The sequence below is a fragment of the Cohnella sp. LGH genome (assembly GCF_017671885.1).
Classification (GTDB): domain Bacteria; phylum Bacillota; class Bacilli; order Paenibacillales; family Paenibacillaceae; genus Cohnella; species Cohnella phaseoli.
Window position 1 is genome coordinate 5,929,541 of record NZ_CP072117.1, and the last position, 24,553, is coordinate 5,954,093.

Consider the following 24,553-nt stretch of genomic DNA (forward strand, 5'->3'; position numbering starts at 1 on the left):
CCCTCTCTTCTTAATATGCAAGAGGCCTCCATATAGAGGCCTCTCAAAAAAAGACTTATAGTTCTTGTTCAAAAAGTTCTTTAATGATTAGATTAAATTAGATTGCTCCAGAAGTCTACGAACAACCTCCGCGACTTCTGCTCTTGTGATAGCTGCTTTTGGAGCAAGCACTTGCTCGCTTCTGCCCAGCAAGAGACCTGCCTTGATGCTGGCTGCTATGCCGCTCTTGGCGTAGGCTGCCGCCTCGGAGCCATCCTTGAAGCTGGACAACAGCTCATCCGCATCTATCATCTCTGCTACAGAATCAAGCCCTGTGAGCGCCATAGCTCGTTCCATGATGCTCATGACCTGCTCACGCGTGATGAGATCATGAGGTCTGAATTCACTATTGTCATAGCCGTGAATCAAGCCGTATGCTGTCGCCGTATTGAGATAGGCTTCATACCAGCTACCTTGGGCAACATCGGCGTACACCGACTCTCCTGCCTCTGCCTGAAGTCCCAGAGCTCTTACCAGAATAGCGGTAAACTCGGCACGTGTGATGGAGCGGTCCGGCTCAAAGCGATTGCCGTCAACCCCAGTTATGATCAATCTGGAGCCTAAGTCATTTACAGCATGTTCCGCCCAGTGATCCGATACATCCTGGAAAGCCACTTGATTCCAGATTACCGCGTAGGTGCTGTTCGTCAAGCTATTCATAACCGCATAATAGCTGCCATTCTGTCCAACCAATTTAGTCGGAATCTGTCTAACTGTTCCATCCTCTTCCACCACTACCCCCGTAGTGATTTGATTCGGATCCACACCTTCTGGAATGAGGATAGATCTCTCGACAAAAGAGTCGAATTCATTGACTTCTACTGTCTTACCCTTGTAAGTGTACGTGATATGGAACTCTACAGGAGAGGCCACTACCGTGAATCCGTCTTGCTCAGCCGAATTCTCCAGCACCTGCTCCGCTTGCTCATCGGCTTGACTGATCCTTATATTGATGATTAGATCCTCCAGCAACACATCAGAGCCCAGCTCCTTAATAATATCATCCATTTGAAGCTCCTCAAGAGGGAGCTTATAGGAGGCAGCAGCTGTTCGAAGCTCAAGCGCCACATTTTTCTGCTGCAGATCCTTAACGATCGCGCCATTAAGCTTGCCATTCACAACAGGGGAGCCGCTCGCGTCAGGAATGGTAAGAACAGCGTTATTCGCTATAGTGCTCAGACTATTCTTAAGCAGCTGCTGGTCGACCGTAATCGTTGTCACCTTGCGCCCCGCCTCGGTCGCGGTAACCGCGCTTGCTATTTTGTCCAGCTTCTTGCCATCCACGAGAACCTCAGCGCTGGCTGCTGGCGGAGCTGTTGGCACGGGTACATGAATGATTGGCGGAGGAGGAGTCGCAGCCTGCTCCAGCACAGTTACTGTAATGGCCTTGGTTGCGCTTGCCTCTCCAATAGTGACGGTAGCCGTCAGTGTCACAATCTGATTCCCGCTTCCATGCTGAGGTCGAACAACCGTCCCGTTAGCCGCCACTGTCGATGGATGGCTGGAAGCCCATGCCACGCTTGCTCCATGCAGGCCAGCAGACGGCAATGAAATAGCTCCTGTTACGGCTTGCGCTGTGTCTCCCTCTGCGAATGTTAACGAGGCTGCCGATAACGTATTTGCCGCTTCGGCTGCCAGCTGCTCATCTGTTGGCTGGACCGTCCCGCTGCCTATCATCATGTTATCGAAAGCAAGCTTCGCATGGCCCACGGTTACAGCTGTAGGCTCAAATACATACAAACGAATAGCTTTCAGCTTGGTTGTGTCAATTGCCGCCGTTCTTGCGAAATAGCCGTCTGCCAGCCAGCTAGCCGCAGAGACCCCAAATTCGGATATCGTAAGCGTTCGTGCTTGATTGGGCGCTATGGCAAAATAATAAATGCCTCTATGATCCTGAACGTCGGTAACCTCAACGCGAAGCTGTGCTCCTGTGTTCACGAGATTCGTGACATCCAATTGAAGCGGCTTGCTGTCCAGGCTCCAGCCTTCCTGCGGCGCAGTGAAGTCTATGCTGCCTGAATATCTGCCGCTCGTATCCCAGCTGTATGCGGTGAAGGTAGTAAACTCCGTATTTAATGCTTTGCTGCCATGTGTCGCGCCCTGCTCGGATCGGGAAGCGGTAATCCCTTGGCCGTTGGCCGAATAAACAACCTCTTCCTGGTCCTCGAAGGACAGGAACACACCGTTCGGATTGACAGGACCTGGGTCTGGATTCGCGACAGTGCCGATCACAATATTGTCAATAGCAAGCGCTGCATTCGTAACCGAAGCGGCCGTAGGAGAAAACACATACAATCGAATGGATTTCAGATTATTGCTATCGATAGCTGCGTTTCTCGGGAAATTGCCGTCCGCTAGCCATGTGCCGCCCGCAACGCCGAAATCGGCAATGCTGATGCTCCTCGAAGCATCTGCTCCGAGCGTAAAATAATAAGTGCCTTTTACGTCCGAAGTGTCCGTAATTTCCACTCGCAGCTGCGTGGCGTAGCTTCTTAAATTCTTGACATCGAAGGTGAATGGAGCAGCTCCCAGGCTCCAGCCCTCCTCCGGCGCCGCAAAATCAAGGCTACCTGAGTAGGTGCCTGTTGTATCCCAAGCGTAGGATGTGAAGGTCGTAAACTCCGCTTGAAGCGCCTTGCTGCCGTCCGTTGCGCCTTGCGTGCCTGTCGATGCCGTAACAGCATTTACATTGTGGGTATAAGCTGCCGTTTCTCCGTCCTCGAAGGAGAATTTGGCCCCTCGACTGCCGCTAGGCGACGATTTGGTCTTCGTATATTGATCAAAAATCCCAGCCGCCTTGGCTAGGTCTGCCAAAGCTTCTGTCACTTCAGCATTTGTCGCCAAGGCATCCTGTGCAACAATCTCAGCTTTGGTTACTTCAATATTGAGAGTGTCTCGGTACTGCTTTTTCACCCAGCTCTTGCCTGGCTCAACCTCATTGCCTGTGGACGAAATGATAGTCGACGCAAGCTTCGACTTAGCGTCCGCAATAGGACCAGCAAGCGCACTCGTGGCGACGCCTGTTGGAGCCGACTGCTCGTGATACTCGATGATTTGTACGCTTGTTATATATCCGTCATCGTCCGGAAGCGAGATTTCAATCGAATTGTTCGCCAGAAGCTTGCTGGTATCCAGCTCAAATTCAGTAAAGGTCAACAGGTTGCCAGGCTTATTCGTGTAAGCCAAATCCTTGCTGAAGCTTTGCATATTGGCCGTATCACTAGGATTTACAGCCACTTGCATGTCCTCCGCAAACCCGCTGCCCGTCTTGCCAAAGCCAATACGGAGAGTCGCTTTGGCGAGATTCGCAGGCCTTGCTTGAACCGTAAATGAGGCGGGTGCATTTACGCTCGTCGGCACAAGTTCCTGAGGAGCGTACGCAAATTCTCTCTCCCATGATTTGGTGAACGCCGGATTGGAATCCAGCGTAATCTCGAATACGCTCATTTCCTGCACGCGCATGTACACATTGTCCAGATCTGTGACATTCTCTTCCTCGTAGGTCAGGTCGCCCTTCTCCAGGAAGAAATGCTTGCGCGTTACGCCAGCAATATTGGCGTCTCCCGTGAACACATTCAGATCCAGGTTGACGCGCTGCGAGTTCAGATTGTGAACAGCGACATACACCTTGTTATTGAAGCGAACCGCATTCGTGAAGACACGCTCTTGATCCGCTTCAGCAGGAAGAAACGCACCGCGATAATCCTTCCACATATCCAGATAAGCTTCCATTGGCGTCATTTCTTCCAACAATCCGTTTTGTGCTTCATTATATTTGTAGAACGTACCCGCAGAGTTGGGGCGCCAGTTAATAATAGGATACAAGTAAGGAACCAACATGCCGATTGTATCGGAATAATTGATGAAACGCAGCATGTAGCCGTTGAAGGCAACTAATTTCTGGAAGTAGTCAGCGTCGCTTCCCGCCGTATTGTAAGTGCCTTCTTCCGTAATATAAATCGGCTTCACGTTATTTGAATTCACCATATGTGCATTGAGCAGGTCTAGCACGGCTTCCAATCGTCCGCTCAGGAAGCCATCCGAGTTGTTCTCTCTGTCATGTATGAACAGGTTGGCATTTTCATAGAAGTGATGTGAATACCAATCCAGTGAATCCTTCGTGTCATCCATAAATTTTAACTGGGCGCGCGCTTCATTGAAATCATTTTTCTCCAGATACATGAATGCGCTTGACGGTCCGCCCACCAAAACATCCGGATTCACAGCCTTTACCTCTTCAGCTACCTTATTATGGAACTCGGACAAGTAGCTCCAAGCCTGCTCCGGCTCCGACTGGAAGAACCACCATTCCTGCGGGATCGTTGATTCGTTCTTAACCTCCACATACTTGGGACCCAGTCCGTCAAATCTTGTATCGATGCTCTTGATCAGCTTGGCTGACGCGTCGGCAGCAGCATCAAAGTTGGCGCGGGACGGTGTGCCAAAGTGCTCCGATTGCCCGGAATTAGGGTTCTCCCACATCCACCTTGGCCAGCCATCCAGCGTCAGTACATAGTCCTTGCCGATAGATGGATACAGACCTTCGAATTTGTCGATGGCAGGCTGACTCTTGACATAAACCTCGTTCGTCGCGGTAAAGTCTGCATATCCAGGACGCGTCGAATCCTCCTTGAGACCAGCCCAGCTCGTCATCAGCGTGTAATGAAATGCGCCGCGCCCGGGAATAAACCCATAATCATGAGTCGTTTTGTGATACGCCTCGTCCAGCACCGTAAATTCGCCGCCCGCTTGCTCGATACCGATAGGACCGCTGTTCACATGGTAACGCTTGAACACTTCCTCGGGCAGCTTGTTAACGCCGTCCATGCTTAAGTTGGTAAGCGCATCTACATCGACGGAGACGTCTAGTATATCCTGCTCACCTCCAAGAACGGTCCATGCGGAAGTATCAAACTCCAGAGGAACGCCTTCTTCTTCCCAGTGATAAACGCTGCGCAGCGTTCCGTTTCCGACGATTTTCATTTTGTAGCCTTCATAGATAATATCGCCGTTCGTATCCTTAATCAGCCAAGGATGGGTAATCCCCTCCGTTGGGTTGTCTTCCTGGAAGCCCATCTTCGTATAGTTCGTATATAGACCAGTTATGCGGTCATTCCAGCCACCGTTCTGGAATACGGTCCATTCTGTTTCCACATCATTGGGGTCAATCACGTAAAGCTTCATCGTCTGCGCAACAGAGCCCTCAAAGCGCACATCACTGAACAGACGCCACACTTTCGCATTCATTGCAGGGATATCAATCGTTACTTCGCCACTAATCTGCAAATAATGCCCATCCGGGTATTGCAGAAAGTTAATGCGCTGAATACGGCTTTCGCCGTTAATGCTGTTGAAGTACGCCACCGCATTATTGCCGAACTGATTCCTGTAATGCTCAGCAACGGCTGGAATGGTATCAAAATCTGCCTTGTCGGTTCTAATGTTTACGGGAAGCTCGTCGCTTGCCTCTTCTGCGTAACTGACCCCCCCGACACCAGCAAGACAAGATACGATCAGTACGGCCGCACTCAAAAATACAGTCAACCATTGTTTAATTTTTGAATACGCTTTCAAAATTAATGCACCATCCCTTCTATTCGTGTGGCGAAAGTGGAGAGCTTCCCCCGGGACCAAGGATACCAGGGAAAGCTCTCAGTTGTTTGCGATTATTGTTGGGCACTCTTAAAGCGGTCGTACGCCGTTTGATAAATGTTGATCAACTCGTCAATCTTCATTTTTTCCAGATCGGCCAGATATTTGTCCCATTCGCCGTCTACTCCGCCTTGAAGCAGCCACTTGGCGCTTGTTTGGTTCACGTAGCTGTTAATGTCGGTATCCAGCACTTTAATTTTTTGAGACTCCTCAGCCGTGAACAATACGCCAGGAAACGTCTCCGATGTCATATAAGGCAAATAATTCTCTTTAATGCCATCTGTCTTCACTTTATCCTTGTCAGCCATCGCAAGACGAGTTCCATACGTATTTTCTAAAATAGCATAAGGAGCTTCAACTGGCGCCGTCTTGAATACATATTCGTCCGTTGTCATGCCAGCCGGCGCTTCCTTGAGCGTCAAGGTTCCGCCTTTGTCTTCCAATGTTGTTCCGATTGGTCCCCAGCCTGCTTCGATCGACGTATCCGTTGCGTAGGACAAGTCAATCCACTGCATCGTAAGCTCTGGATGCTTGTTAGCGGCTGTCATCGAGAATGCAAAAGGATTCACGCCTTGATTATTATTCAAAGACTTTCTCCACACTTGATCGCCGTTTGGTCCTTTCAGAGCTGGAACCACCACATACTTCGGATCATTGTCGACACCGACAACCGAGAAGGCATTCCAAGAGAAGAATCCGCCCAGGCGCTGCTCTGTTCCGCTTCCTTTGCCCACTAGCTGATTGCGGTCCTGCGCAAGACTCTCTTTATCAAACAATCCATCCTTGATGTAGGTGTGGAAATATTGAATTGCTTCCTTGTACTCCGGTTCCTTCGCAGAGAAGACCACCTTGCCATCTTCGACGAAGATATGGTTGGCAGAATCCGCTCTGCCGAAGCTGCCGAACAACGAGCCGATGCCCATTACGTTATAATTCGCGAAATCCCACAGGAAGGAGAATGGAATTTCGTCATTTTTGCCATTGCCGTTCGGGTCCTTTGTCTTAAATGCTTCCAGAACGATCCGCAGCTCATCCGTAGTTGTCGGAACGGCAAGTCCCAGCTTGTCCAGCCATTCCTTGTTCAGATACATCATGTCGGGAGAGAGCCACAGCATCAGCTCGCGGATGCTTGGCAGCGAATAGATATGGCCATCCGGCGCTGTCAGCATCGCTTTGTACTTCGGATTCTGTTCAATCAACGCCGTCAGATTAGGCATCGTTTCCTTCGTGATGTATTGCTCCAAAGGAACCAGCATGCCTTGGCCGCCATAGTTAATCACGTCATTGCCTGTCAGTGCAAGTGTGCCGTAGAACGCATCCGGCAGCTCGCCGCTTGCCAGAATCAGATTGCGTTGCTCCTCGCATTGCGCAAATTCGATGTCTGTCCATTCAATCTGCACATTTGTTTTCTCTTCATATTGCTTGAAGAAATCCATTTCCTCGAACGGCCCGTTGTTAGGGTGCTTACAGGTTACCATCTCGAGCGTAACCTTCTCCGCTAACGGGAATACACCTTGCTCAGCCCCTCCGTCCGTTGTTTCAGGCGTCTGCGACGCTTCCGTTTGATTCGGCTCCTTGGATGGCTCCGCATTTTTAGTGTTGTTTCCTGCACAAGCACTTAGAACAGATAAGCTCATAATGACTGAAAGAAAGGATACCAACAGTTTTTTTCTCCGATTGTTCAAATCGATGACCTCCTAATTTTGCATTCGTATGCGCTTACATTAACTACAGCAAACCAACAAAGTTGTCTGGCATGCACCTCCCTTCCGTTATAACGGCTCCATCCATTACCCCTTGATGCTTCCTATCATGACGCCTTTTACAAAATAGTTCTGCAGGAAAGGATACAGAATAAGCAACGGCAGCGCCGCAATAATAATCATGCCGTATTTGATTAGTTCCGCCGCTCGGAGTCGGTCCCCCATGGAGGACAGGTCCGTCATCATGTCGTTGCTAATCTGATTCTCGATAAGAATGGATCGAAGCACGAGCTGCAGGGGGTACAGCTCCTGGTCCCGCAGGTAGATCAATGCGTTGAAGTAGGAATTCCAATGCGCAACGCCGTAGAACAACACCATAATCGCAATAAGCGCCTGAGACAGGGGAAGCACCATTTTCCAAAAAAACTTGGCATCGGAGCAGCCGTCAATCTTCGCCGCCTCCAGAAGCTCATCCGGAATCGTAGACTGGAAAAACGTTCGAGCAATGATGAGATTCCATGCGCCTACCGCATTGGGTATGACCATCGCCCAGACCGAGTCAAGCAGGCCAAGCTCCTTGACCGTTAAGTAGGTAGGAATAAGTCCACCGCTGAAAAACATCGTGAACGTAATAACGAGCATAATCGTACTGCGGCCCTTCATATCCTTCCGCGACAGGGCGTAGGCTGCAGGAAGGGTCAGACATAAATTGATAATCGTTCCTAAGATTGCGTATACAAAAGAATTTTTGTAGCCCACCCACAAGTTATCGCTGTCCAGTATCTTCTTGTAGCCCTCCAGACTGAACTTCTCCGGCCAGAACAGGGTCATCTGAACAGCACCAGGGTCCGTCACTGAGGCCAGCACAACGAAGTAGAGGGGGTAGACAATAATGGCCAATCCGGTCAAAATCAACAGCATATTCACTCGATCGAACCAGATGTCTGCTAGACTCCGTTTAAACATATTGAACCTCCCCGCTTCTTACCATAACGATGTATTGGAAGCTTTTTTGGCAATTTGGTTGACTGTGATGAGAATGATGAAATTGATAATTGAGTTGAACAATCCTACAGCGGTCGAGAAGCTATATTGCGCGCCAACCAGGCCTGTCTTGTACACATAGGTGGAAATAATCTCCGATGAGGGCAGGTTAAGCGGCGTTTGCAGCAGATAGACCTTCTCGAAGCCGAGACTCATAATATTGCCCGTGCTCAGAATTAACAGAATAACGGCCGTCGGCATAATGCCGGGGATATCAATATGCAGAATCCGCTGAAATTTGTTCGCGCCATCCACGACCGCCGATTCATGGAGCTCGGGACTAATCGTCGTAAGCGCTGCCAGATAAATGATCGTGCCCCACCCTGTGTTCTGCCAAATCTCCGACAGCACGTACACGGGCCTGAACCAGTCGGGATCACCCATAAAAAATACCGGCTCGCCGCCAAACAATCCGATGAGCTTGTTGATCATGCCCGTATCCGGCGACAGGAATAAAAACAACATGCCCGCAATAACTACCGTCGAAATAAAGTGAGGCGCATAAATGACGGTCTGCACAAACTTCTTGAGCCTCTTGTGCATGAGCTGATTAAGCATCAGTGCGAGTATGATAGGAGCTGGGAAGCCTACAACGAGCTGCAGGACACTAAGCTTGATCGTGTTCAAAATAATTCTCGTAAATTCGAAGGAACGGAAAAAACGTTCGAAATGCTCCAGACCCACCCATGGACTGCCCGCTATGCCCTTGAAGGCCAGGAAGTTTTTGAAGGCAATCTGAATGCCGTATAACGGCACATAATGGAAGAGCACGTAATACAAGACAGCGGGAAGCACAAACAAATATAGCTGGTAACTCTTCAGCAGCCTTGAGGCTTTTTGCTTCAATGGCGTCCCGCGCTTGATGTCGGGTACGTCCAGCTGCCGGACTTCATTCACATTTTCCACAACAAGCACTCCTTCTTTCTGTATTAGCCGGTGATGGAGACTGCACTTTATGAACACTCACCTAATTACTCAAGCTCACCCCTCCCTTGCAAGCGATTACAAATCACTTATAAAAATGATGAGTTTTCGAAACTACTATTCAATATTATGATTAGCATATAAATAATCGAAACTCGTTTCGTTTTTATTATAGTTCTGCCATCATATTCCGTCAATACCCTATGCAAATGGAACAAAAAGAAAAACTGTCCAGAAAAGTGATGTAACCACTCTTCCAGACAGCCCAGGCCGGCCGCTTATGCTCCTGTTATCCGAAGCGTATCGAAACGGTCGGTACGAATCAGCTCCCGCAGGAGCTGTTCTGTCATCATACAACGAACGTGAGCGTATTCAGAATTATTCCATAGATTGTTTTGCTCACGAGGATCTGCCGCCAGATCGAACAGCAGCCCCTCATCGGAATTTATATACACTGTTAATTTATATTGCTCCGCAACGAGTGTGCGCATTCGGGTCGTCTCGGGCGCATACCAATCCTCATCGTATTCCACAAGCGCCGGACGGGGAGGCAGCTCCTTGCCCTCTTCAACGGCATCGCGCAGACTGCGGCCCGGCAAGCCTAGCGGCGGCGCGCTGTAGATGCCGCGGGTATCCATGACAGCCTGATCTATACCGGCAAAGTCCAGAATCGTCGGCACGAAGTCAAGCAGGCTGACGACGCGCTCACGATAGACGCCCTGTCCGGCAGCGCGTGGAGCTCTCCAGATATAGGGAACATTCAGGAGTTCCTCCCAAGGCCACTCTGCCTTGGTCAGCAGCCGATGGGAGCCCAAATATTCTCCATGATCCGCCATGAAGACAATAATGGTGTTCTCATAGAGTCCACACTCCTTCAGCTTGTCCAGCACGTCCCCTATACAGCTGTCCACATGTGTAATCATGCCATAGGTCTGCGCTAATATGTCACGCAGAGTGGCTTCATCGAACTGCGTGTGCCCAGGATGAACGGCTCTCAAGCCCTTCAGCCAATCGATGGAATCCGCTTCATCATTCCACCCCTCCGGCAGCGTCAGCGACTGCGGATCATACATCTCGCTATAAGGACGACAGGCTGCGAAGGGATGATGCGGATCTGGGAAGGAGCACCAGAGATAGAAGGGCTCCTCCTGCCTAAGCCCTTCCAGGAAAGCCGCTGAGCGGCGAGCGATCCACCGGTTGTAATGCAGCTCTTCAGGCAGATCGATCTTCCAATGCTGCTCGTACAGGCTATTTTTCTCATAGGCTCCCGCCCGCAGCAATCGCTCCCTTCCTCCCGGCAGCTCCTGCTCCAGCCATGTCAAATAATCGCCAAAGCAATCGACATGCCCACCAACATGCTCCGTCGTCTGGTAGCCGTAATAATCGCTTGGCAGCGCTGTAATCTCTCCAGCCTCCCAACGCGCTCTGCTCTCCCATGAGAAAGCCATCTCCTCGCCCATGCTGACAGAGCCGATTGGCTGATGATGAAGCTTGCCTACGGCATGTGTCCGATATCCGTCCTCGGCGAGCACCCTCGGCAGTGTAGGCAGCCCTTCAGGGACAGCGCTGCCATTGGTCAAGCAGCCATGCTGGCGGGGAGTAAGTCCCGTCAACAGGGTCGCGCGCGAAGGCATACATACGGGATTGTTGCAGTAGGCTCTGGAGAAGGACACCCCTTCTAGACCCAGCTGATCTAAATTCGGCGTCCGCACGTCCGGATGGCCATGCAGAGACATCGTGCGAGCTTGCATCTGATCCACAACAAATACAACAAAATTAGGCTTCATCTATTGACCCACCTTCCGTTAGCCTAGCTCTAACAATATTTTGGCTACGGCGCCTGGACCGCTCAGCAGCTTGTCGAAGCATGCCTTACCGTTCTCCAGCGGCTCATGCACGGTCCATGTCTCCAGGCCAGTGCCGCTCTCTTCGATCCACTTGAGCGCGATTTGAAAGTCGATTGGATTATAGCCGAAGGAGCCCAGCATCGTGAGCTCGTTGCGAATAGCGGTATTGACGGGCACAACACTGTCTGCCGTATGAAGACCTGAGAACACCACTCTACCGCCTGGTCTGGCGATACCCATACACTGCTGCCTGGTGGCATCGATGCCGACAGCATCCACGCACTTGTCGAAGCCTCGCGCCGGTGTCACTCTGGCCAGATCCTCATCACAGGAGACGGCAATACCTCCCATTGCCCTGACAATGCCAAGCCTCTCCGCATTTAAATCCATAACCGCTGTATGCTGAACGCCATACCGCTGCGCAGCCCGGAGCACAAACAGGCCAATAGGCCCAGCACCGGCAATGAACAGACTGTCTGATGGCTCCAGCGCGGCCAAGCGGGCAATACGAACCGCACAGGCAAACGGCTCCGCTAGCGCAGCAGCGTCTAATGAAACGGATTCAGGAAGCACGTGAATGTTCCCGGCAGGAACAACGGCATATTCGGCGAACGCCCCTGGCCTGCCTGCTCCGACAAGACTTCGCTTCGGACACAAGTTCGCCCTACCGCTGTAACAATCCATACAGATCCCGCAGGAGATCAGAGGATTAGCTGTCGCCCGATCACCTGACTGAAGTCCCTCCACTCGGGTGCCAGCCTGCTCGATCACTCCCGCAAATTCATGCCCCATCACAAGCGGAGGCTTCCTGAGCGAGTTATGTCCCAGATAGCCGCTCAGCTCTGAGCCGCATATGCCCGCCCAGTGAACACGTACAAGCACCTCGTGTTCCCCGGGCTGGGGAATCTCCATGGTACGAAGCTCCATCTGCCGGGGACCTTCATACACTAACGCTCGCATCGTTTCAGCCATACTTTCTCCCCCTGTCCTTCTTATTTACCATTCCGCGTAGGAGCCGTCTTCGTTGCGCCAGATAGGGGAATGCCAGTTATGCCCCTTTTTGGCCGCTTCTCTGACCGCAGCTTCATTGATTTCAATACCGAGGCCAGGCTTGCCGGACATGCGCACATAACCCGCTTCATATTGGAATACATCCGGGTCCTTTAAGTAGCCGAGAACATCGCTGCCTTGATTATAATGAATGCCTAACCCTTGCTCCTGAATAACGAAATTCGGCGTGCAATTGTCGACCTGGAAGCATGAGGCCAGCGCGATCGGTCCAAGCGGGCAATGCGGCGCCAGACTGACATCGTATGCTTCCGCCATAGCTGCGATCTTCTTTGTCTCCAGAATACCGCCTGCATGGGAGAGGTCTGGTTGGATAATATCTACATATCCATCCTGCAGCAGCTGCTTGAAGCCCCAGCGCGTATACATACGCTCGCCCGTTGCAATCGGCGTATTCGTCATTCTAGCAATGTCCCTCAGCGCTTCGTTATGCTCCGGCAGCACAGGCTCCTCAATAAACATAGGTCTGAACGGCTCCAGCTCCTTTACAAGAATCTTGGCCATCGACTTATGCACCCTGCCATGGAAGTCAACCGCAATGCCGACATCCGGCCCCACCGCAGCCCGCACAGCCTGCATCCGCTCAACGGCCTGGTCGATCTTCCTATAATCGTCTATATAATGAAGTTCTTCCGTTGCGTTCATTTTCAGCGCCTTGAAGCCCAGGGCAACCTGCATCAGGGCATGATTGCTCACATCGCTTGGCCGATCTCCGCCAATCCAGGCGTACACCTTGATCTTGTCGCGTACCGAGCCGCCAAGAAGATCGTAGATCGGCGCGTTGTAGTATTTGCCCTTGATATCCCATAATGCCTGCTCGATACCTGAGATCGCGCTCATGAGGATGGGACCGCCCCGATAGAAGCCGCCGCGGTACATGACCTGGAAGAGATCCTCGATCTTCAGCGGATCCTTCCCTATCAGGTAATCCTTCAGCTCCTCAACCGCCGCCCTGGTGGTGGAGGCCCTGCCTTCCAGAATGGGCTCGCCCCAGCCCTCGAAGCCCGTGTCCGTGCTGATCTTCACAAACAGCCATCTAGGCTCAATCTGGAACAGCTCTATATCCGTTATCTTCATTACTCGAACCTCCCTTGAAATGCGGCCCTTCCCGCATAATGCCTGCCGATATCTTCATGAATTCGGAGCAGCTGATTATATTTGGCGAGCCGCGAGGAACCAGCTACAGAGCCGATCTTAATCTGACCGCCGTTCAGCCCCACTGCAAGGTCCACCAGCGTATAATCCTCAGTCTCGCCGGATCGAGCAGATATAACGGTTAACAAGCCCGAGGATTCGGCGAGCTTGATCGCCTCCACAGTCTCCGATAACGTACCGATTTGATTCATCTTTACAAGAACAGCGTTGCCCGCCTTCTCCAGAATTCCTCTCTGAATTCGCTCCCGGTTGGTAGTAAATAAATCGTCTCCCACTAGTTGGATCTTGTGGCCAAGACGTTTCGTAAGCAGCACCCAGCCGCTCCAGTCCTCTTCAGCTAGTCCATCCTCAATCGAGATGATGGGATACCTGTCTACCCATGACTCCAGCAGCGCTACCATTTCTTCGGACTGCAGCATTCGATGATCCGCTCCCAGCCGGTATATACCCTTATCCTCTTCGTAGAAATGGGAGGCTGCAACATCTAGTGCAATCGCCATATCATCTCGCAGCTTATAGCCGCATGCTTCGATCGCCTCGCACAATATATCCAGCGCCTCTTCATGACTGCCAAGGGCAGGTCCGAATCCCCCTTCATCCGCGAGCAGGCGGGATTGATAGCCCTTGGCTGCTAGTAAGCGCTGCGTACGGAAGTAAACGGCTGATATCATTTCCAGAGCCTCCGGATAGGAGGAAGCTCCTACCGGCATAATGAGAAAATCCTGAATATCAATATTGCCCCCGGCATGCAGACCACCGCTAATGATATTGACCATAGGCAGCGGTAGAGCAGGCGTATCTCCTTCAGCTAGAAACCGGTTGGCGAAATAGCGATACAAGGGCAGGCCTTCGGCTGCCGCTTGGGCATGAGCTGCTGCAAAGGATAAGCCAAGAATCGCATTGGCTCCCACTCTCGACTTGTTAGGCGTGCCGTCAAGTTCTACAAGCAGCTGATCCAGCATATGATGTTCTCCCGCCTCGACACCTGCAACAGCCTTCGACAGCTCATGATTGATATGGTCAACGGCCTTCCGTACTCCCTTGCCCTGGAAGCGTGCAGGCTCGCCGTCCCGAAGTTCCCATGCTTCGAATCTGCCTGTCGATGCACCTGACGGGACCATCATACGCCCGCGATGTCCGCTCTCCAGGACAACATCGACCTCTACGGTTGGGTATCCCCGTGAATCCAGTATTTCTCTCCCGATAACATGTTTAATTTTGGCCATGGCCGACCCTCACTCCCAAACCTTGCGCAATTACTTCTCTTGCCTGCTCCTTGCTCGAACTTAACAACCATTGCTTGCCTAACCAACTTACATGCTCCATCATCGCGGCATTCGTGATGTACTCCACTGGCGATTTGCCATCTATCCTTGCCAACAGCATAAGGCCTAGATGCTTCATGAGTCCTGAAGGGACGGCACCATAACCAGATAATAACGCTTCAATGCTCCGCCTCGCATCCTCCTCACGCCCGTATGCTATTCCCTTCAGTACGAGATGGCCGATACAGAAGGCCAGATCGAACACCGGATTGCCCCAATGTCCGACCTCATAATCAAGTAATATGACCTCATCATATCCCGCAACCAGTATGTTTTTGGGCGAAAAGTCGCCATGCACAAAGCAACGGCCAACCTCCGTCACTTCCCGCTTCAAGTCCTCAATAGGGCCAAGCAGCTCAGGGTATTTCCTGGCTAGTTCATTATGGAACGGATCGATGCGCAACTCATCAAAATACTTCATATCCTGAAGTGAATCGATGCTCTCCATCGGAAGGCTTCGGCTTGCCACATGCATCCTCCGCATCATCCTTCCGACAGCCTCTGCCGTTTCTGTCCGGAAGTGTCCCTCCTGTAACTGCGACTTCCAGGTTACCGCTCCTTCTGGCGCGCAGGTCATCATATATAGATACGCATCCTTATCCTGATAGACGATTGAGGGAACTTGACCAACATCCAGCAGGGGGTACAAGGCGAGCATCGCCTCCTGCTCCCGTTCAATTCTAGCTACATCTGAGAACCATTCCGATTGAACCTTTAACTGAGGAAGAGCTTGCTTTAACACCCATCGCCCCCGGCCTGTTACAATCTTCCATACCTGACAGCTTACGCCTCCGCTAAGTTCGGTAATGACACTCGGCTCGTCAGCGGTCAGCCACTCCACACTCAGCAGGTAAGCTCTCACCTCGTTTGCAGACCCCAGAATCATGGTGCCAACTCCTCTCCATCATGTAGCATGACGATTTTGACTGTTGGCTTCGTCTTGTTCCGCAGCGCTTCAAAAGCCTCCTCGTATTGGTCAATAGAGAAGCGATGCGTAATAAGCACTTCCAGCTCCAGCTTGTGGGCTTCCAACAGCTTCAGCGCTTGATGCCAGGACTTCGTCGTATAGGAGAAGATGCCATGCACAGTCAAATCTCTCAGCATCATATAATCGCTCTCCACGACTAGCTTCTTGCCTGTTCCAGCGACACCAGTCAGCACAATATGGCCTCCGCTGCGCGCCAGCTCCATGCTAAGCCTGACCGCCTCTTCACTGCCAGATGTCTCGACAATGAGGTCAGCGCCTTGCCCTTCTGTCCAGACTTGGATGGCGGCGTGCACGTCCATAATGCGGCTGTTGACGAAATGCGAAGCGCCGATAGTTCGTCCTAGCTCCAACTGCTCATTCCTCCGTCCGATCAGACAGATGCAATCCACGCCGAAAGCTTTCAATAGCTGTACGGTCAACAAACCAAGCGTACCAGGTCCAATAATAACCGCTTTCATTCCAGGCTGAATTGGCGTTCTCGTAATGCCGCGAAGTACCGTCGCAGCCGGTTCGATTAATACAGCAGCTTCATAGGAGACTTCAGCCGGGATAAGATGGACGGCTCGGGCAGGAACAATGACCAACTCCGCCCCGCCGCCAGGGCGGGTGAAGCCAAGCTGATCATATTGATGGCAGAGATTCGTCCGCCCTTCTCGGCAGTAGGCGCAGCTGCCGCATGACAATAAGCCTTCGGCAATGACCCTGTCCCCTGGCCTGACGCTTGTCACCTCGGTGCCGCATTCTACGACTATTCCGCTCCATTCATGTCCAGGTACAACGGGATACTTCACGAAATCGGAGGAAATCTGCCCTTCATAAATTTCGAGATCCGTCCCGCAGATGCCGACGGCCTTGGATCGAACTCGAACATCATGAGGACCTAACGGCTGGGCCTCCATCTCCTCCAGTTGCATATGATGCGGGTTGCGGATAACCAAGGCTTTCATCGATCAGCATCCCTTCATGACATTGGTCAAGGCTCCGAGCTTCTCAATTTTAACGGTGACGACATCCCCGTCCTTCAGCCAAACCTGACGTTCTTCCGGATAACCGGCCACCACGCCCTCAGGCGTCCCGGTAAGAATAAGGTCGCCAGGCTCCAGCGTCATATATTGGGAGATGTATTGAATAATTTCTGGAACGGTGAAAATCATGTCTCTCGTGTTCGAGCTCTGCCGCAGCTCCCCGTTTAGATATAGCTTAATATCCAGCGCGTTGGGATCGCCTACTTCATCCGCTGTGACAAGATAAGGGCCAGCCGGACAGAAGCCGTCTAATATTTTGCCAAGCATCCACTGGCTCGTACGCATCTGAAGATCACGCGCAGACAGGTCATTGACGTTGCAGTAGCCGAATACGACATCCAGCGCTTCTTCTTGTTTGACGTTTCTGGCCGTCTTGCCGATCACGATGCCCAGCTCAGCCTCGTAATCGTATTTGACCGCTTGAGCGGGAAGCCCCACTTCCACTCCATGTCCGACGGGGCCATTGGAGAATTTGTTGAACAGAATAGGCACCTGAGGTACGGGGAGTCCCGCCTCCTCCGCGTGCTTCTTGTAATTAAGACCGACGCAAATAATTTTTTTCCCTGCCGGTATGGAGGGTGCGAACATTACCTCTTGCTCCGGCAGCCACTCACCATGGCTTGCAGCGGCAAGTTCCGTTGCATCAGCCCTTCCGGCAATAACGTCCTCCAGGCTCGCTTCAATCGGCAGAATCCCTTGCTCTCCCGCAACCGCGCAGGTTAACTTGCCCTCTAATTGAATGTGTACCAGCTTCATTCTTGTTGCCTCCTCATGGGATATCGAATTGATAATAGAATCGTATCACGGCTTATCCCGCAATTAAATGAAACAATTCGCCATATTGTTGGATTTTTCCGATTAAAATCGAAACAAGTTTCTATCGACTCACGCGAGGCCTATTCGACGACTTTAACCTTACAGGTATTGGATACGGCTTGGATAGAAGTGCATATCGCCTTTATCGCAAGCTCGCCTGGCTTGGTGCCCTGTACAAGGAGCAGTCCTCTGCCCTGCTCTGTCACAAGGCTTGTGCTCTGATAAGTCTGCACATTGTCAGGGCTGCCATTGTCTACCCCAAGAATGCGGCATTCACCCTCAACCTCGAAGGCAAGCTCCACATTTTGGTTCGTAATGGCATGCCCCTGTTCATCCAATAGCTGAACGGTTACATGAATGACATGATCGGGATGAATCTGGAGGGTGTCCTTGTCCACAAGCAGCTTGATGGTATGAAGGGGGCCTACCGTATAAATACTGGCAGAGGTTGATTCACCGGCTCGCTTGCCGACAGCTCTCATCTCTCCTGCGGCATAAGGCACTGCCCATTTGTAGATATGGTCCTCGAACTGCTCCAGGCGTTTGGCGGCAAGCAAGGTGTCGTTCAAATACAAGGAAACCTCTTCGCAATTGGAATATACCTCCACCACAACCAGCTCTCCATCCCTATAGTTCCAATGGGAATTTACGTCATGCCAGAACCACACTCTCTCCTGCCAGCCGCCAGGCACCTTCTCCACCAGCTCACCGGCCTCATTCAGGCGATACAAGGATTCCTCCAAAGCCTGCGTGACGAGATGGACATTCGGCTCTTCATTCCATAAGCTCTTGAACATATGATAGGAAGGCTTCTGGAACCCGGCGAAATCCAGCAGACCAAGATTGGAGCCCTTCCGCGGCCAAGGCTTCTGAATGGCTTCGCCCATATGATCGATGCCTGTCCAGAGGAAGATGCCCGGAATATGCTCTCTCTCCAGCACCGCCTTCCATTCATGCCACTGGGCTACATTCTCCGTTCCCAGTATCGGCTTGTCGGGATAATGCTGATGTCCGTAATCATAGATCACCCGGCGGTAGCTGTACCCTGCAATATCCAGCTCGTCGATATAGCCCGTTTCGTAGCTTGCGCTGGGCAGAATGCAATTCGCTGTAACGGGTCTCGTTGTATCCAGCTCCTTGGTCCAGCGTGTCAAGAGCCGGGCTGTCTTGTCAATGTCATAGGCGTCTCTTGGCAGCCCCTGAATGATCTCGCGAATTTTATCCTTGCTGTTCGGCGGAAGTGTCCAGAAATAATTTCCAGATGCATTCATGCCGAAGTAGCCGGTCGCCTCATTATATTTCGGATACGTCCATTCAATTTCATTGCCTATGCTCCATTGGAAAATACAAGGATGGTTCCGGTCCCGCAGCACCGTGTCCTGCAGATCCTGCTTGGCATACTCGCGGAAATATTCGGCATGCCCCCGCGTAATATAATCCACCCGCTGCTCCCCGCCGTTGCTGCGCTTATCCTTCGGATTATCCCATTCATCGAAGAACTCCTCCTGCACCAGGAAGCCCATCTCGTCGCATAGATCCAGGAAGTCCTCCGAGGCTGGGTTATGGGCTGTCCGGATGGCATTGCATCCGCATGCCTTCAGCGTCTCCAGCCTGCGTCTCCATACATCCAGAGGCACCGCCGCGCCAACAAGCCCGCCATCATGATGCAGATTGACCCCTTTAATTAACGTGTTCCTTCCATTAAAAAAGAAGCCTTTGTCGGCATCGAATCGGAACTCTCGTATGCCTATACGATCCTCTACCGTCTGGATGGTCCGTCCGTCTCCCACTACCTCAACAATTGCGCGGTACAGCTTGCCATCATGAATTTCCCATCGCTCCGGATTCGGAATCTTCCATTCCATCTGAAGCTCCTCTGATTGATTACCTACCAGAGAGCAGCTCACTCTCTCCTTGGCTACAAGCTGACCATCCGGTCCGAAGAGGCTGCCGATCAGTTCCGCTTGCTGCAGGCCCGCTTCATCATTCCGCAAGGTGATGACCCCACGTACAACAGCAAACGCATCATCGACGACCGGCGTCGTGTAATAGGTGCCCCACACGGGGATATGAAGCTTAGGCATAATATGAAGGGCTGCCTTTCGATAAATGCCGGAGCCCGTATACCATCTGCTGTCCGCGTAGCGGGAATGATCGACCTTCACCGCAATGAGATTGTCCTCGCCCTCAGCATGCAGGCAATCCGTTATATCCACCAGGCATGGCGAATAGCCGTAGGGATGGAACCGTACAAGCTGCCCGTTGCAATAGATGCTTGCCCGATTATAGATGCCGTCGAAGTTGATGATGATCTTGCTTCCGATCATCTCAGGCGTGGACGTGAAGCGCTTGCGATACCAGCCAATTCCCCCGGGCAGATAGCCGGTGCAGGCTTCCCCCTTCTCCTGATCAAACGGGAACTCCACACTCCAATCATGGGGCAGATCCAGTGTTCGCCATGAGGTATCATCCGTTACCAGCAAATGGGGAGACTCCGGCTCCCCCAGCATAAACTTCCAGTCCTGTATAAAAGGAATTCCTCTCATCTCGCTATCTCTCCCTTGGTTCATTCTCATTCATAAATGCGAAGCTCGACACATAGATGAAGCGTTCCCCGCGCGCCAACAGATGACACTTCTGCTCCGGATACTGCTCGTATACATACTGCACGAACGAGCCCGGCTTCTCTGTATTCCAATCGAACGTATCATAATGAAGAGGGATCACGGTGTCCGCGCCAATCTCCCAAGACAGCTCCGCTGCCTCCCGATAATTCATATTGCCGGCAATATTCCGGCTGGCGCGATAATAGTCGCGTCCATTAATAGGCAGACAGGCTACATCTATGCACGCACTCCGCAGCCGTGCGGCCAATCCGTCATAGACCAGCGTATCTCCCGCATGATACAGGGTCACGCCATTCAATCGGATGACGTATCCGACATACCGATGCTCCCCGCCAGCGTCAACTTCGAACTGCTCATGCATGGCCGGTATAGACCATACTTGAAGCCGATCGCCAAGCAGCGACAGAGGCTCCTCTGTATGGGCATTGAAGACACGATGAGGCGCAAAGCCAAGCTCCACAATCGTGCTGGCGCAATATTTGGGAACGACAACAAGGCTGTCCGGGCTGCTATGACAGATAACCTTCATCGTACCGGCATCCAGATGATCCTCATGGTCATGCGTAATGAGACTGACAGCAGCATTCGTAATATCGGCTGGAACAAGCGGCGGCTCATACAATCGCTGGAGACCCAGCTTGCTCCTCACATCATCGGATACGAAGGGATCGAAGTAGAGAAGGATGCCGTCCCCCTTCACCACAATGCTTTCCTGGCCCAGCAGCCAGATCGCAAGGGTGCCGTAAGGCGGAGTTGTTGCATTCATTTCGTCAATCAGCCTCTCATTAGCTCGTATGCGCGAGCCTTGCAGCATTTATCCTTCACCACCTATTCCTAATAAGGAATCAGCCTGCGGTCGGTAGACCGCAGGCCAATCTGACGACAATTACTTATAATTAATGAAAACAGTTCGCTTCTGCATGTACCCCTCAAGCCCATATTCGCCATCCTCACCGCCAAGACCGCTCAGCTTGTGACCGCTGTGGTAGGCTTGCATGCAGCCCGACATACCTTGGTTGACGAATACAGTGCCTGCCTGAATGACGTCAGTACCGTGCATCATCTTTTTGATATCGCTCGTGAACAGATAGGCGGCCAAGCCTAGTTCACTTGCATTTACAATTTTGATAGCCTCTTCGAAGCTTTTAATTTTTACAATCGGCAGCACCGGGCCAAATATCTCCTTCTGCGCAGCTGCCATGTCCGGCTTCACATCAACAAGGACAGTCGGCTCATACCAATAGCCCTTATCGAAGATGCCGCCGCTAGGACGCTTGCCTCCAAAGGCTACCTTGGCGCCTTGGGCTACCGTTTCTTGAACAATGTCGTCAATTTTTTGCAGATCATTGCCATTCGCCTTAGGCCCCATCGTTACAGTGCTGTCGAAAGGATCCCCCACTTTAATAGCCTTCATATGCTCCAGAAGCTTGGCTGTGAAGGCTTCCGCCACCATCTCGTGAACAAGCACCAGCTCATTGCACACACATACCTGCCCGCAGTTCGCGAATCGGGCTGAGACAGCCGCTGCCGCCGCTTGGTCAATATCAGCATCCTCCAATACGATGAACGGGGCTTTGCCGCCCAGCTCCAGAGACAATGCGGTAATGTTGTCGGAAGCCGCCTTGTAGATCTGCTGACCCGCGCGTACGCTGCCGGTTACCGTTACCATCTTCGTAATTGGGCTGCTCACCAGAAGCTGTCCCACCTCCGCGCCTGTGCCTGTCACGAAGTTCGCAACGCCAGGAGGGAAGCCTGCCTCATGAATCAGGTTAAAAAATTCGGCCGAAGCGATTGGCGTAAGCTCATGCGGCTTAATGATCATCGTATTGCCCGTCACAAGCGCCGGTCCAAGCTTCCTGCCGATCAAGGCCAGCGGATAGTTCCATGCGCATAAGCCAATAGTGACGCCATATGGCACCTTGCGAATCTGCAGCATCTCGCCTTCCTTATTGGAAGGAAGAATATCGCCTTTAATTTTGTTGGCGGATTCCACGGCGAACATCATATAAGCCATCGTATCTTCCACTTCTCCGAGCGCCTCACGATACGTCTTGCCCTGTTCCATCACCAGCAGCTTGGCTAGGAACTCGCGCTTCTCCTTCACCTTCTCCACCAATTTGACCAAATAAGACGCACGCTTCACGGCAGGCAGCGCCTGCCACGCCTGCTGCGCCCGCTCGGACGATTCCAGCGCCTTCTGCACATCCTCGGCAGAGGCATCGCTTACCCGTCCAATCACCTCTTCATTCGCCGGGTTCTGCACCTCAATCAGCCGATCCGATGATGCCTCCACCCATTGACCGTCTATATATAAACGATAATAGTCTTGTCCATTGCGATTGCCCTTCATCATTGTGCTCCATCTCCCTTTCGCTTCTATTATTATTGGCCCTTGAATTGCGGAGCTCTCTTCTCCTTAAAGGCTGCCTTGCCCTCCTGCGCGTCCTCTGTCGTGAAGCAGAAGGAGAACAGGCTGTTCTCATATTGCAGGCCTGCGTCAAGCGGCATATTCATGGCCGCTCGAAGTGCAAGCTTCGCGTTCTCAACAGCGATTGGACTATATGCCGCGATGGCGCCTGCCGTCTCGTAGACCAGCTTCTTCAGCTCACCAGGCTCCACGACCTGCTCAACCAATCCGCAACGCAAAGCTTCCTCCGCTGACAACAGCCTCCCCGTCAACACCATCTCCGCAGCCTTGCCTGCACCTACAATTCTCGGAAGCAACTGCGTGCTTCCGCTGCCTCCGATCCAGCCCAGCTTAATTTCAGCTGCGCTGAACCTGGCATTGGATGACGCCATACGAATATCGGCCTGCAGCGCAAGCTCCAGTCCTCCGCCAATGGCATACCCATTAACCATAGCGATGACAGGCTTGCGAATGCTGCGAATCGCCATACAATAATCATCTCGATTACGCAGATCCCATGGACTTCCGTAATCATCCAGCACATCAATGTCGCTGCCGGCGGAGAAGCTCTTCTCGCCTTCGCCGGTGAGAACGACGACTCGTACGCCCTTATCCTTGTTGATCCCCTGACAAAGCTCGCTGAGCCGCTCGCCCATCGCCCGCGTGACGGTATTCAGCTTGCCCGGTCTGGCAAGCGTAATCGTTCCTACATAATTGTCAACCTCATATCGAATATCGTTGTTGTCCATCGACTTACCTCCCTCCATCGTTGTCCACCGAACCCTCAAGACCGAAGTCCCTATTAATTCGTACCGTGTGCTCGCCGACTGGAGGCGCTCCTTTCTCATGCTTGAGCAGCTGTCCGTTCACCCTTGCCGGGTAACGCGTCGTCTTGAACACCTCGCCGCTTGGCCTTACGACCTCCTGGAACATATCCAGCACCTTGATGCCTTCATGCTGAAGAGTCTGCTCCCAATCGAACACCTCAGCGCACCAATAATCGGCCGGCTCGAGAATATCGAGCCACTCCTTTGTCGACCTCGTCTTCAGATGACGATTCAATATTCCCTTAATGGTGTCCCGCTCATCGAACCAAGCTGACCGCTCCGTATAGACGAGCAGCTCTTCGCACTGCAGCAGTTCGCCTAATGTCAGAATGGAGCCCATAGCCAGCGCGATATAGCCATCCTTTGTTTCATAGATGCCATATGGCGCGCCAAGGTAAGCATGGGCATTCCGGAACCTGCTTCGCTTGGGCAGCTCTCTCGGCTCTTTGTTCATATAAGCGCTCAGCACTTCGAATTGGAAATCCAGAGCCGCCTCCATCAGACTGATCTCCACTAGTCCGCCCTGACCGGTCTTCTCTCGCTTGTACAGCAAGCCCAGCAAGGCCTGAACAAATACGGAGCTGGTATGCAAATCAATTGTTGCTAATCCGAAGGGAACAGGCGGCTGCTCGCCGTCGCCGTTCAGCCAGGCTAAGCCGGACATAGATTGAACCAGCAAATCCTGACCCGGCTTGTTCTTCCAAGGGCCTTCCACGCCGTAGCCAGTAATGCTGCCGTATATAATGCCAGGATTCAGCGCCTTGACCGATTCATAGTCAAGACCGAGCTTCTCCATAGCGCCGGGGCGAAAATTTTCAATGATGACATCCGCCTGCTGGATCAACCGTTTTACTTTTGCGAGATCAGAGGGGTCCTTCAGGTTGGCAGCATAGCTTTCCTTGTTCCGATTCATAGACTGGAATACGGTGCTCTCTCCGTCTACCCTTAGATTTGACAATGTCAGCTGGCGGCTTCCATCACCCGCGTTCGGCCTTTCGATCTTGATGACTCGCGCCCCCAAATCGGCTAACCGAAGCGCTGAGACAGGACCTGCCAGATATTGGCTGAAATCCAGTACAACAATATCCTCCAGCAGCTTCATTCTG

The 24,553-nt window shown here is 52.1% G+C and carries 16 protein-coding genes; all 16 read right to left on the reverse strand.

The annotated features are described in order from the left end of the window. Nucleotides 1-87 precede the first annotated feature (87 nt). Nucleotides 88-5,613, reverse strand: a complete 5,526-nt coding sequence (locus J4772_RS24930; protein ID WP_209071862.1) for an S-layer homology domain-containing protein — start codon at nucleotides 5,611-5,613, stop codon at nucleotides 88-90. A gap of 92 nt (nucleotides 5,614-5,705) precedes the next feature. Then, complete coding sequence (locus J4772_RS24935) at nucleotides 5,706-7,376, reverse strand: extracellular solute-binding protein (RefSeq protein ID WP_247740844.1); 1,671 nt, start codon at nucleotides 7,374-7,376, stop codon at nucleotides 5,706-5,708. 105 nt (nucleotides 7,377-7,481) lie between these two features. Continuing rightward, entirely contained in the window at nucleotides 7,482-8,360 is an 879-nt protein-coding gene (locus tag J4772_RS24940) for a carbohydrate ABC transporter permease (RefSeq protein ID WP_087568963.1), read from the reverse strand. Nucleotides 8,361-8,378: 18 nt separating this feature from the next. Then, entirely contained in the window at nucleotides 8,379-9,335 is a 957-nt protein-coding gene (locus J4772_RS24945) for an ABC transporter permease (RefSeq protein ID WP_371822915.1), read from the reverse strand. A gap of 305 nt (nucleotides 9,336-9,640) precedes the next feature. Next, nucleotides 9,641-11,149 carry a sulfatase family protein gene (locus tag J4772_RS24950; protein ID WP_209071863.1) on the reverse strand — a complete coding sequence of 503 codons (1,509 nt, stop codon included), beginning with the start codon at nucleotides 11,147-11,149 and terminating at the stop codon, nucleotides 9,641-9,643. A gap of 18 nt (nucleotides 11,150-11,167) precedes the next feature. Next, nucleotides 11,168-12,181 carry a zinc-dependent alcohol dehydrogenase gene (locus J4772_RS24955; protein ID WP_247740846.1) on the reverse strand — a complete coding sequence of 338 codons (1,014 nt, stop codon included), beginning with the start codon at nucleotides 12,179-12,181 and terminating at the stop codon, nucleotides 11,168-11,170. A 24-nt stretch (nucleotides 12,182-12,205) separates the two neighbouring features. Then, complete coding sequence (gene dgoD, locus J4772_RS24960) at nucleotides 12,206-13,354, reverse strand: galactonate dehydratase (RefSeq protein WP_209071864.1); 1,149 nt, start codon at nucleotides 13,352-13,354, stop codon at nucleotides 12,206-12,208. Then, a complete protein-coding gene (gene eno, locus J4772_RS24965) occupies nucleotides 13,354-14,658 on the reverse strand; it encodes a phosphopyruvate hydratase (RefSeq protein WP_209071865.1) in 1,305 nt (434 codons plus the stop codon). Before eno ends, dgoD begins: the two co-directional genes overlap by 1 nt. Continuing rightward, nucleotides 14,645-15,643 carry a phosphotransferase family protein gene (locus J4772_RS24970; RefSeq protein WP_209071866.1) on the reverse strand — a complete coding sequence of 333 codons (999 nt, stop codon included), beginning with the start codon at nucleotides 15,641-15,643 and terminating at the stop codon, nucleotides 14,645-14,647. Before J4772_RS24970 ends, eno begins: the two co-directional genes overlap by 14 nt. Beyond that, nucleotides 15,640-16,692 (reverse strand): zinc-dependent alcohol dehydrogenase, encoded by a 1,053-nt coding sequence (locus J4772_RS24975; protein WP_209071867.1) that lies wholly within the window; start codon nucleotides 16,690-16,692, stop codon nucleotides 15,640-15,642. The genes J4772_RS24970 and J4772_RS24975 overlap by 4 nt, the downstream gene beginning before the upstream one ends. A 3-nt stretch (nucleotides 16,693-16,695) precedes the next feature. After that, nucleotides 16,696-17,526 carry a fumarylacetoacetate hydrolase family protein gene (locus tag J4772_RS24980; protein ID WP_209071868.1) on the reverse strand — a complete coding sequence of 277 codons (831 nt, stop codon included), beginning with the start codon at nucleotides 17,524-17,526 and terminating at the stop codon, nucleotides 16,696-16,698. 140 nt (nucleotides 17,527-17,666) lie between these two features. After that, entirely contained in the window at nucleotides 17,667-20,132 is a 2,466-nt protein-coding gene (locus J4772_RS24985; protein WP_209071869.1) for a glycoside hydrolase family 2 TIM barrel-domain containing protein, read from the reverse strand. A 4-nt stretch (nucleotides 20,133-20,136) separates the two neighbouring features. Then, nucleotides 20,137-20,979, reverse strand: coding sequence for an MBL fold metallo-hydrolase (locus J4772_RS24990; protein ID WP_247740847.1), 843 nt, complete (start codon nucleotides 20,977-20,979; stop codon nucleotides 20,137-20,139). Nucleotides 20,980-21,099: 120 nt separating this feature from the next. Then, entirely contained in the window at nucleotides 21,100-22,566 is a 1,467-nt protein-coding gene (aldA, locus tag J4772_RS24995; protein WP_209071871.1) for an aldehyde dehydrogenase, read from the reverse strand. A gap of 29 nt (nucleotides 22,567-22,595) precedes the next feature. Next, nucleotides 22,596-23,369 carry an enoyl-CoA hydratase/isomerase family protein gene (locus J4772_RS25000; protein ID WP_209071872.1) on the reverse strand — a complete coding sequence of 258 codons (774 nt, stop codon included), beginning with the start codon at nucleotides 23,367-23,369 and terminating at the stop codon, nucleotides 22,596-22,598. 4 nt (nucleotides 23,370-23,373) lie between these two features. After that, on the reverse strand, nucleotides 23,374-24,549 hold the full coding sequence (locus J4772_RS25005) for a CaiB/BaiF CoA transferase family protein (RefSeq protein ID WP_087568975.1): 1,176 nt from the start codon (nucleotides 24,547-24,549) through the stop codon (nucleotides 23,374-23,376). Nucleotides 24,550-24,553 lie beyond the last annotated feature (4 nt).

Excerpts from the sequence above, each read along its gene's own strand:
- J4772_RS24950 (WP_209071863.1), bottom strand. The coding sequence starts at position 11,149 with ATGAAGCCTAATTTTGTTGTATTTGTTGTGGATCAGATGCAAGCTCGC.
- J4772_RS24980 (WP_209071868.1), bottom strand. The coding sequence starts at position 17,526 with ATGAAGCTGGTACACATTCAATTAGAGGGCAAGTTAACCTGCGCGGTT.
- J4772_RS25005 (WP_087568975.1), bottom strand. The coding sequence starts at position 24,549 with ATGAAGCTGCTGGAGGATATTGTTGTACTGGATTTCAGCCAATATCTG.
- J4772_RS24990 (WP_247740847.1), bottom strand. The coding sequence starts at position 20,979 with ATGAATGCAACAACTCCGCCTTACGGCACCCTTGCGATCTGGCTGCTG.
- J4772_RS24940 (WP_087568963.1), bottom strand. The coding sequence starts at position 8,360 with ATGTTTAAACGGAGTCTAGCAGACATCTGGTTCGATCGAGTGAATATG.
- J4772_RS24975 (WP_209071867.1), bottom strand. The coding sequence starts at position 16,692 with ATGAAAGCCTTGGTTATCCGCAACCCGCATCATATGCAACTGGAGGAG.
- aldA (WP_209071871.1), bottom strand. The coding sequence starts at position 22,566 with ATGATGAAGGGCAATCGCAATGGACAAGACTATTATCGTTTATATATA.
- eno (WP_209071865.1), bottom strand. The coding sequence starts at position 14,658 with ATGGCCAAAATTAAACATGTTATCGGGAGAGAAATACTGGATTCACGG.
- dgoD (WP_209071864.1), bottom strand. The coding sequence starts at position 13,354 with ATGAAGATAACGGATATAGAGCTGTTCCAGATTGAGCCTAGATGGCTG.
- J4772_RS25000 (WP_209071872.1), bottom strand. The coding sequence starts at position 23,369 with ATGGACAACAACGATATTCGATATGAGGTTGACAATTATGTAGGAACG.
- J4772_RS24970 (WP_209071866.1), bottom strand. The coding sequence starts at position 15,643 with ATGATTCTGGGGTCTGCAAACGAGGTGAGAGCTTACCTGCTGAGTGTG.
- J4772_RS24955 (WP_247740846.1), bottom strand. The coding sequence starts at position 12,181 with ATGGCTGAAACGATGCGAGCGTTAGTGTATGAAGGTCCCCGGCAGATG.
- J4772_RS24985 (WP_209071869.1), bottom strand. The coding sequence starts at position 20,132 with ATGAGAGGAATTCCTTTTATACAGGACTGGAAGTTTATGCTGGGGGAG.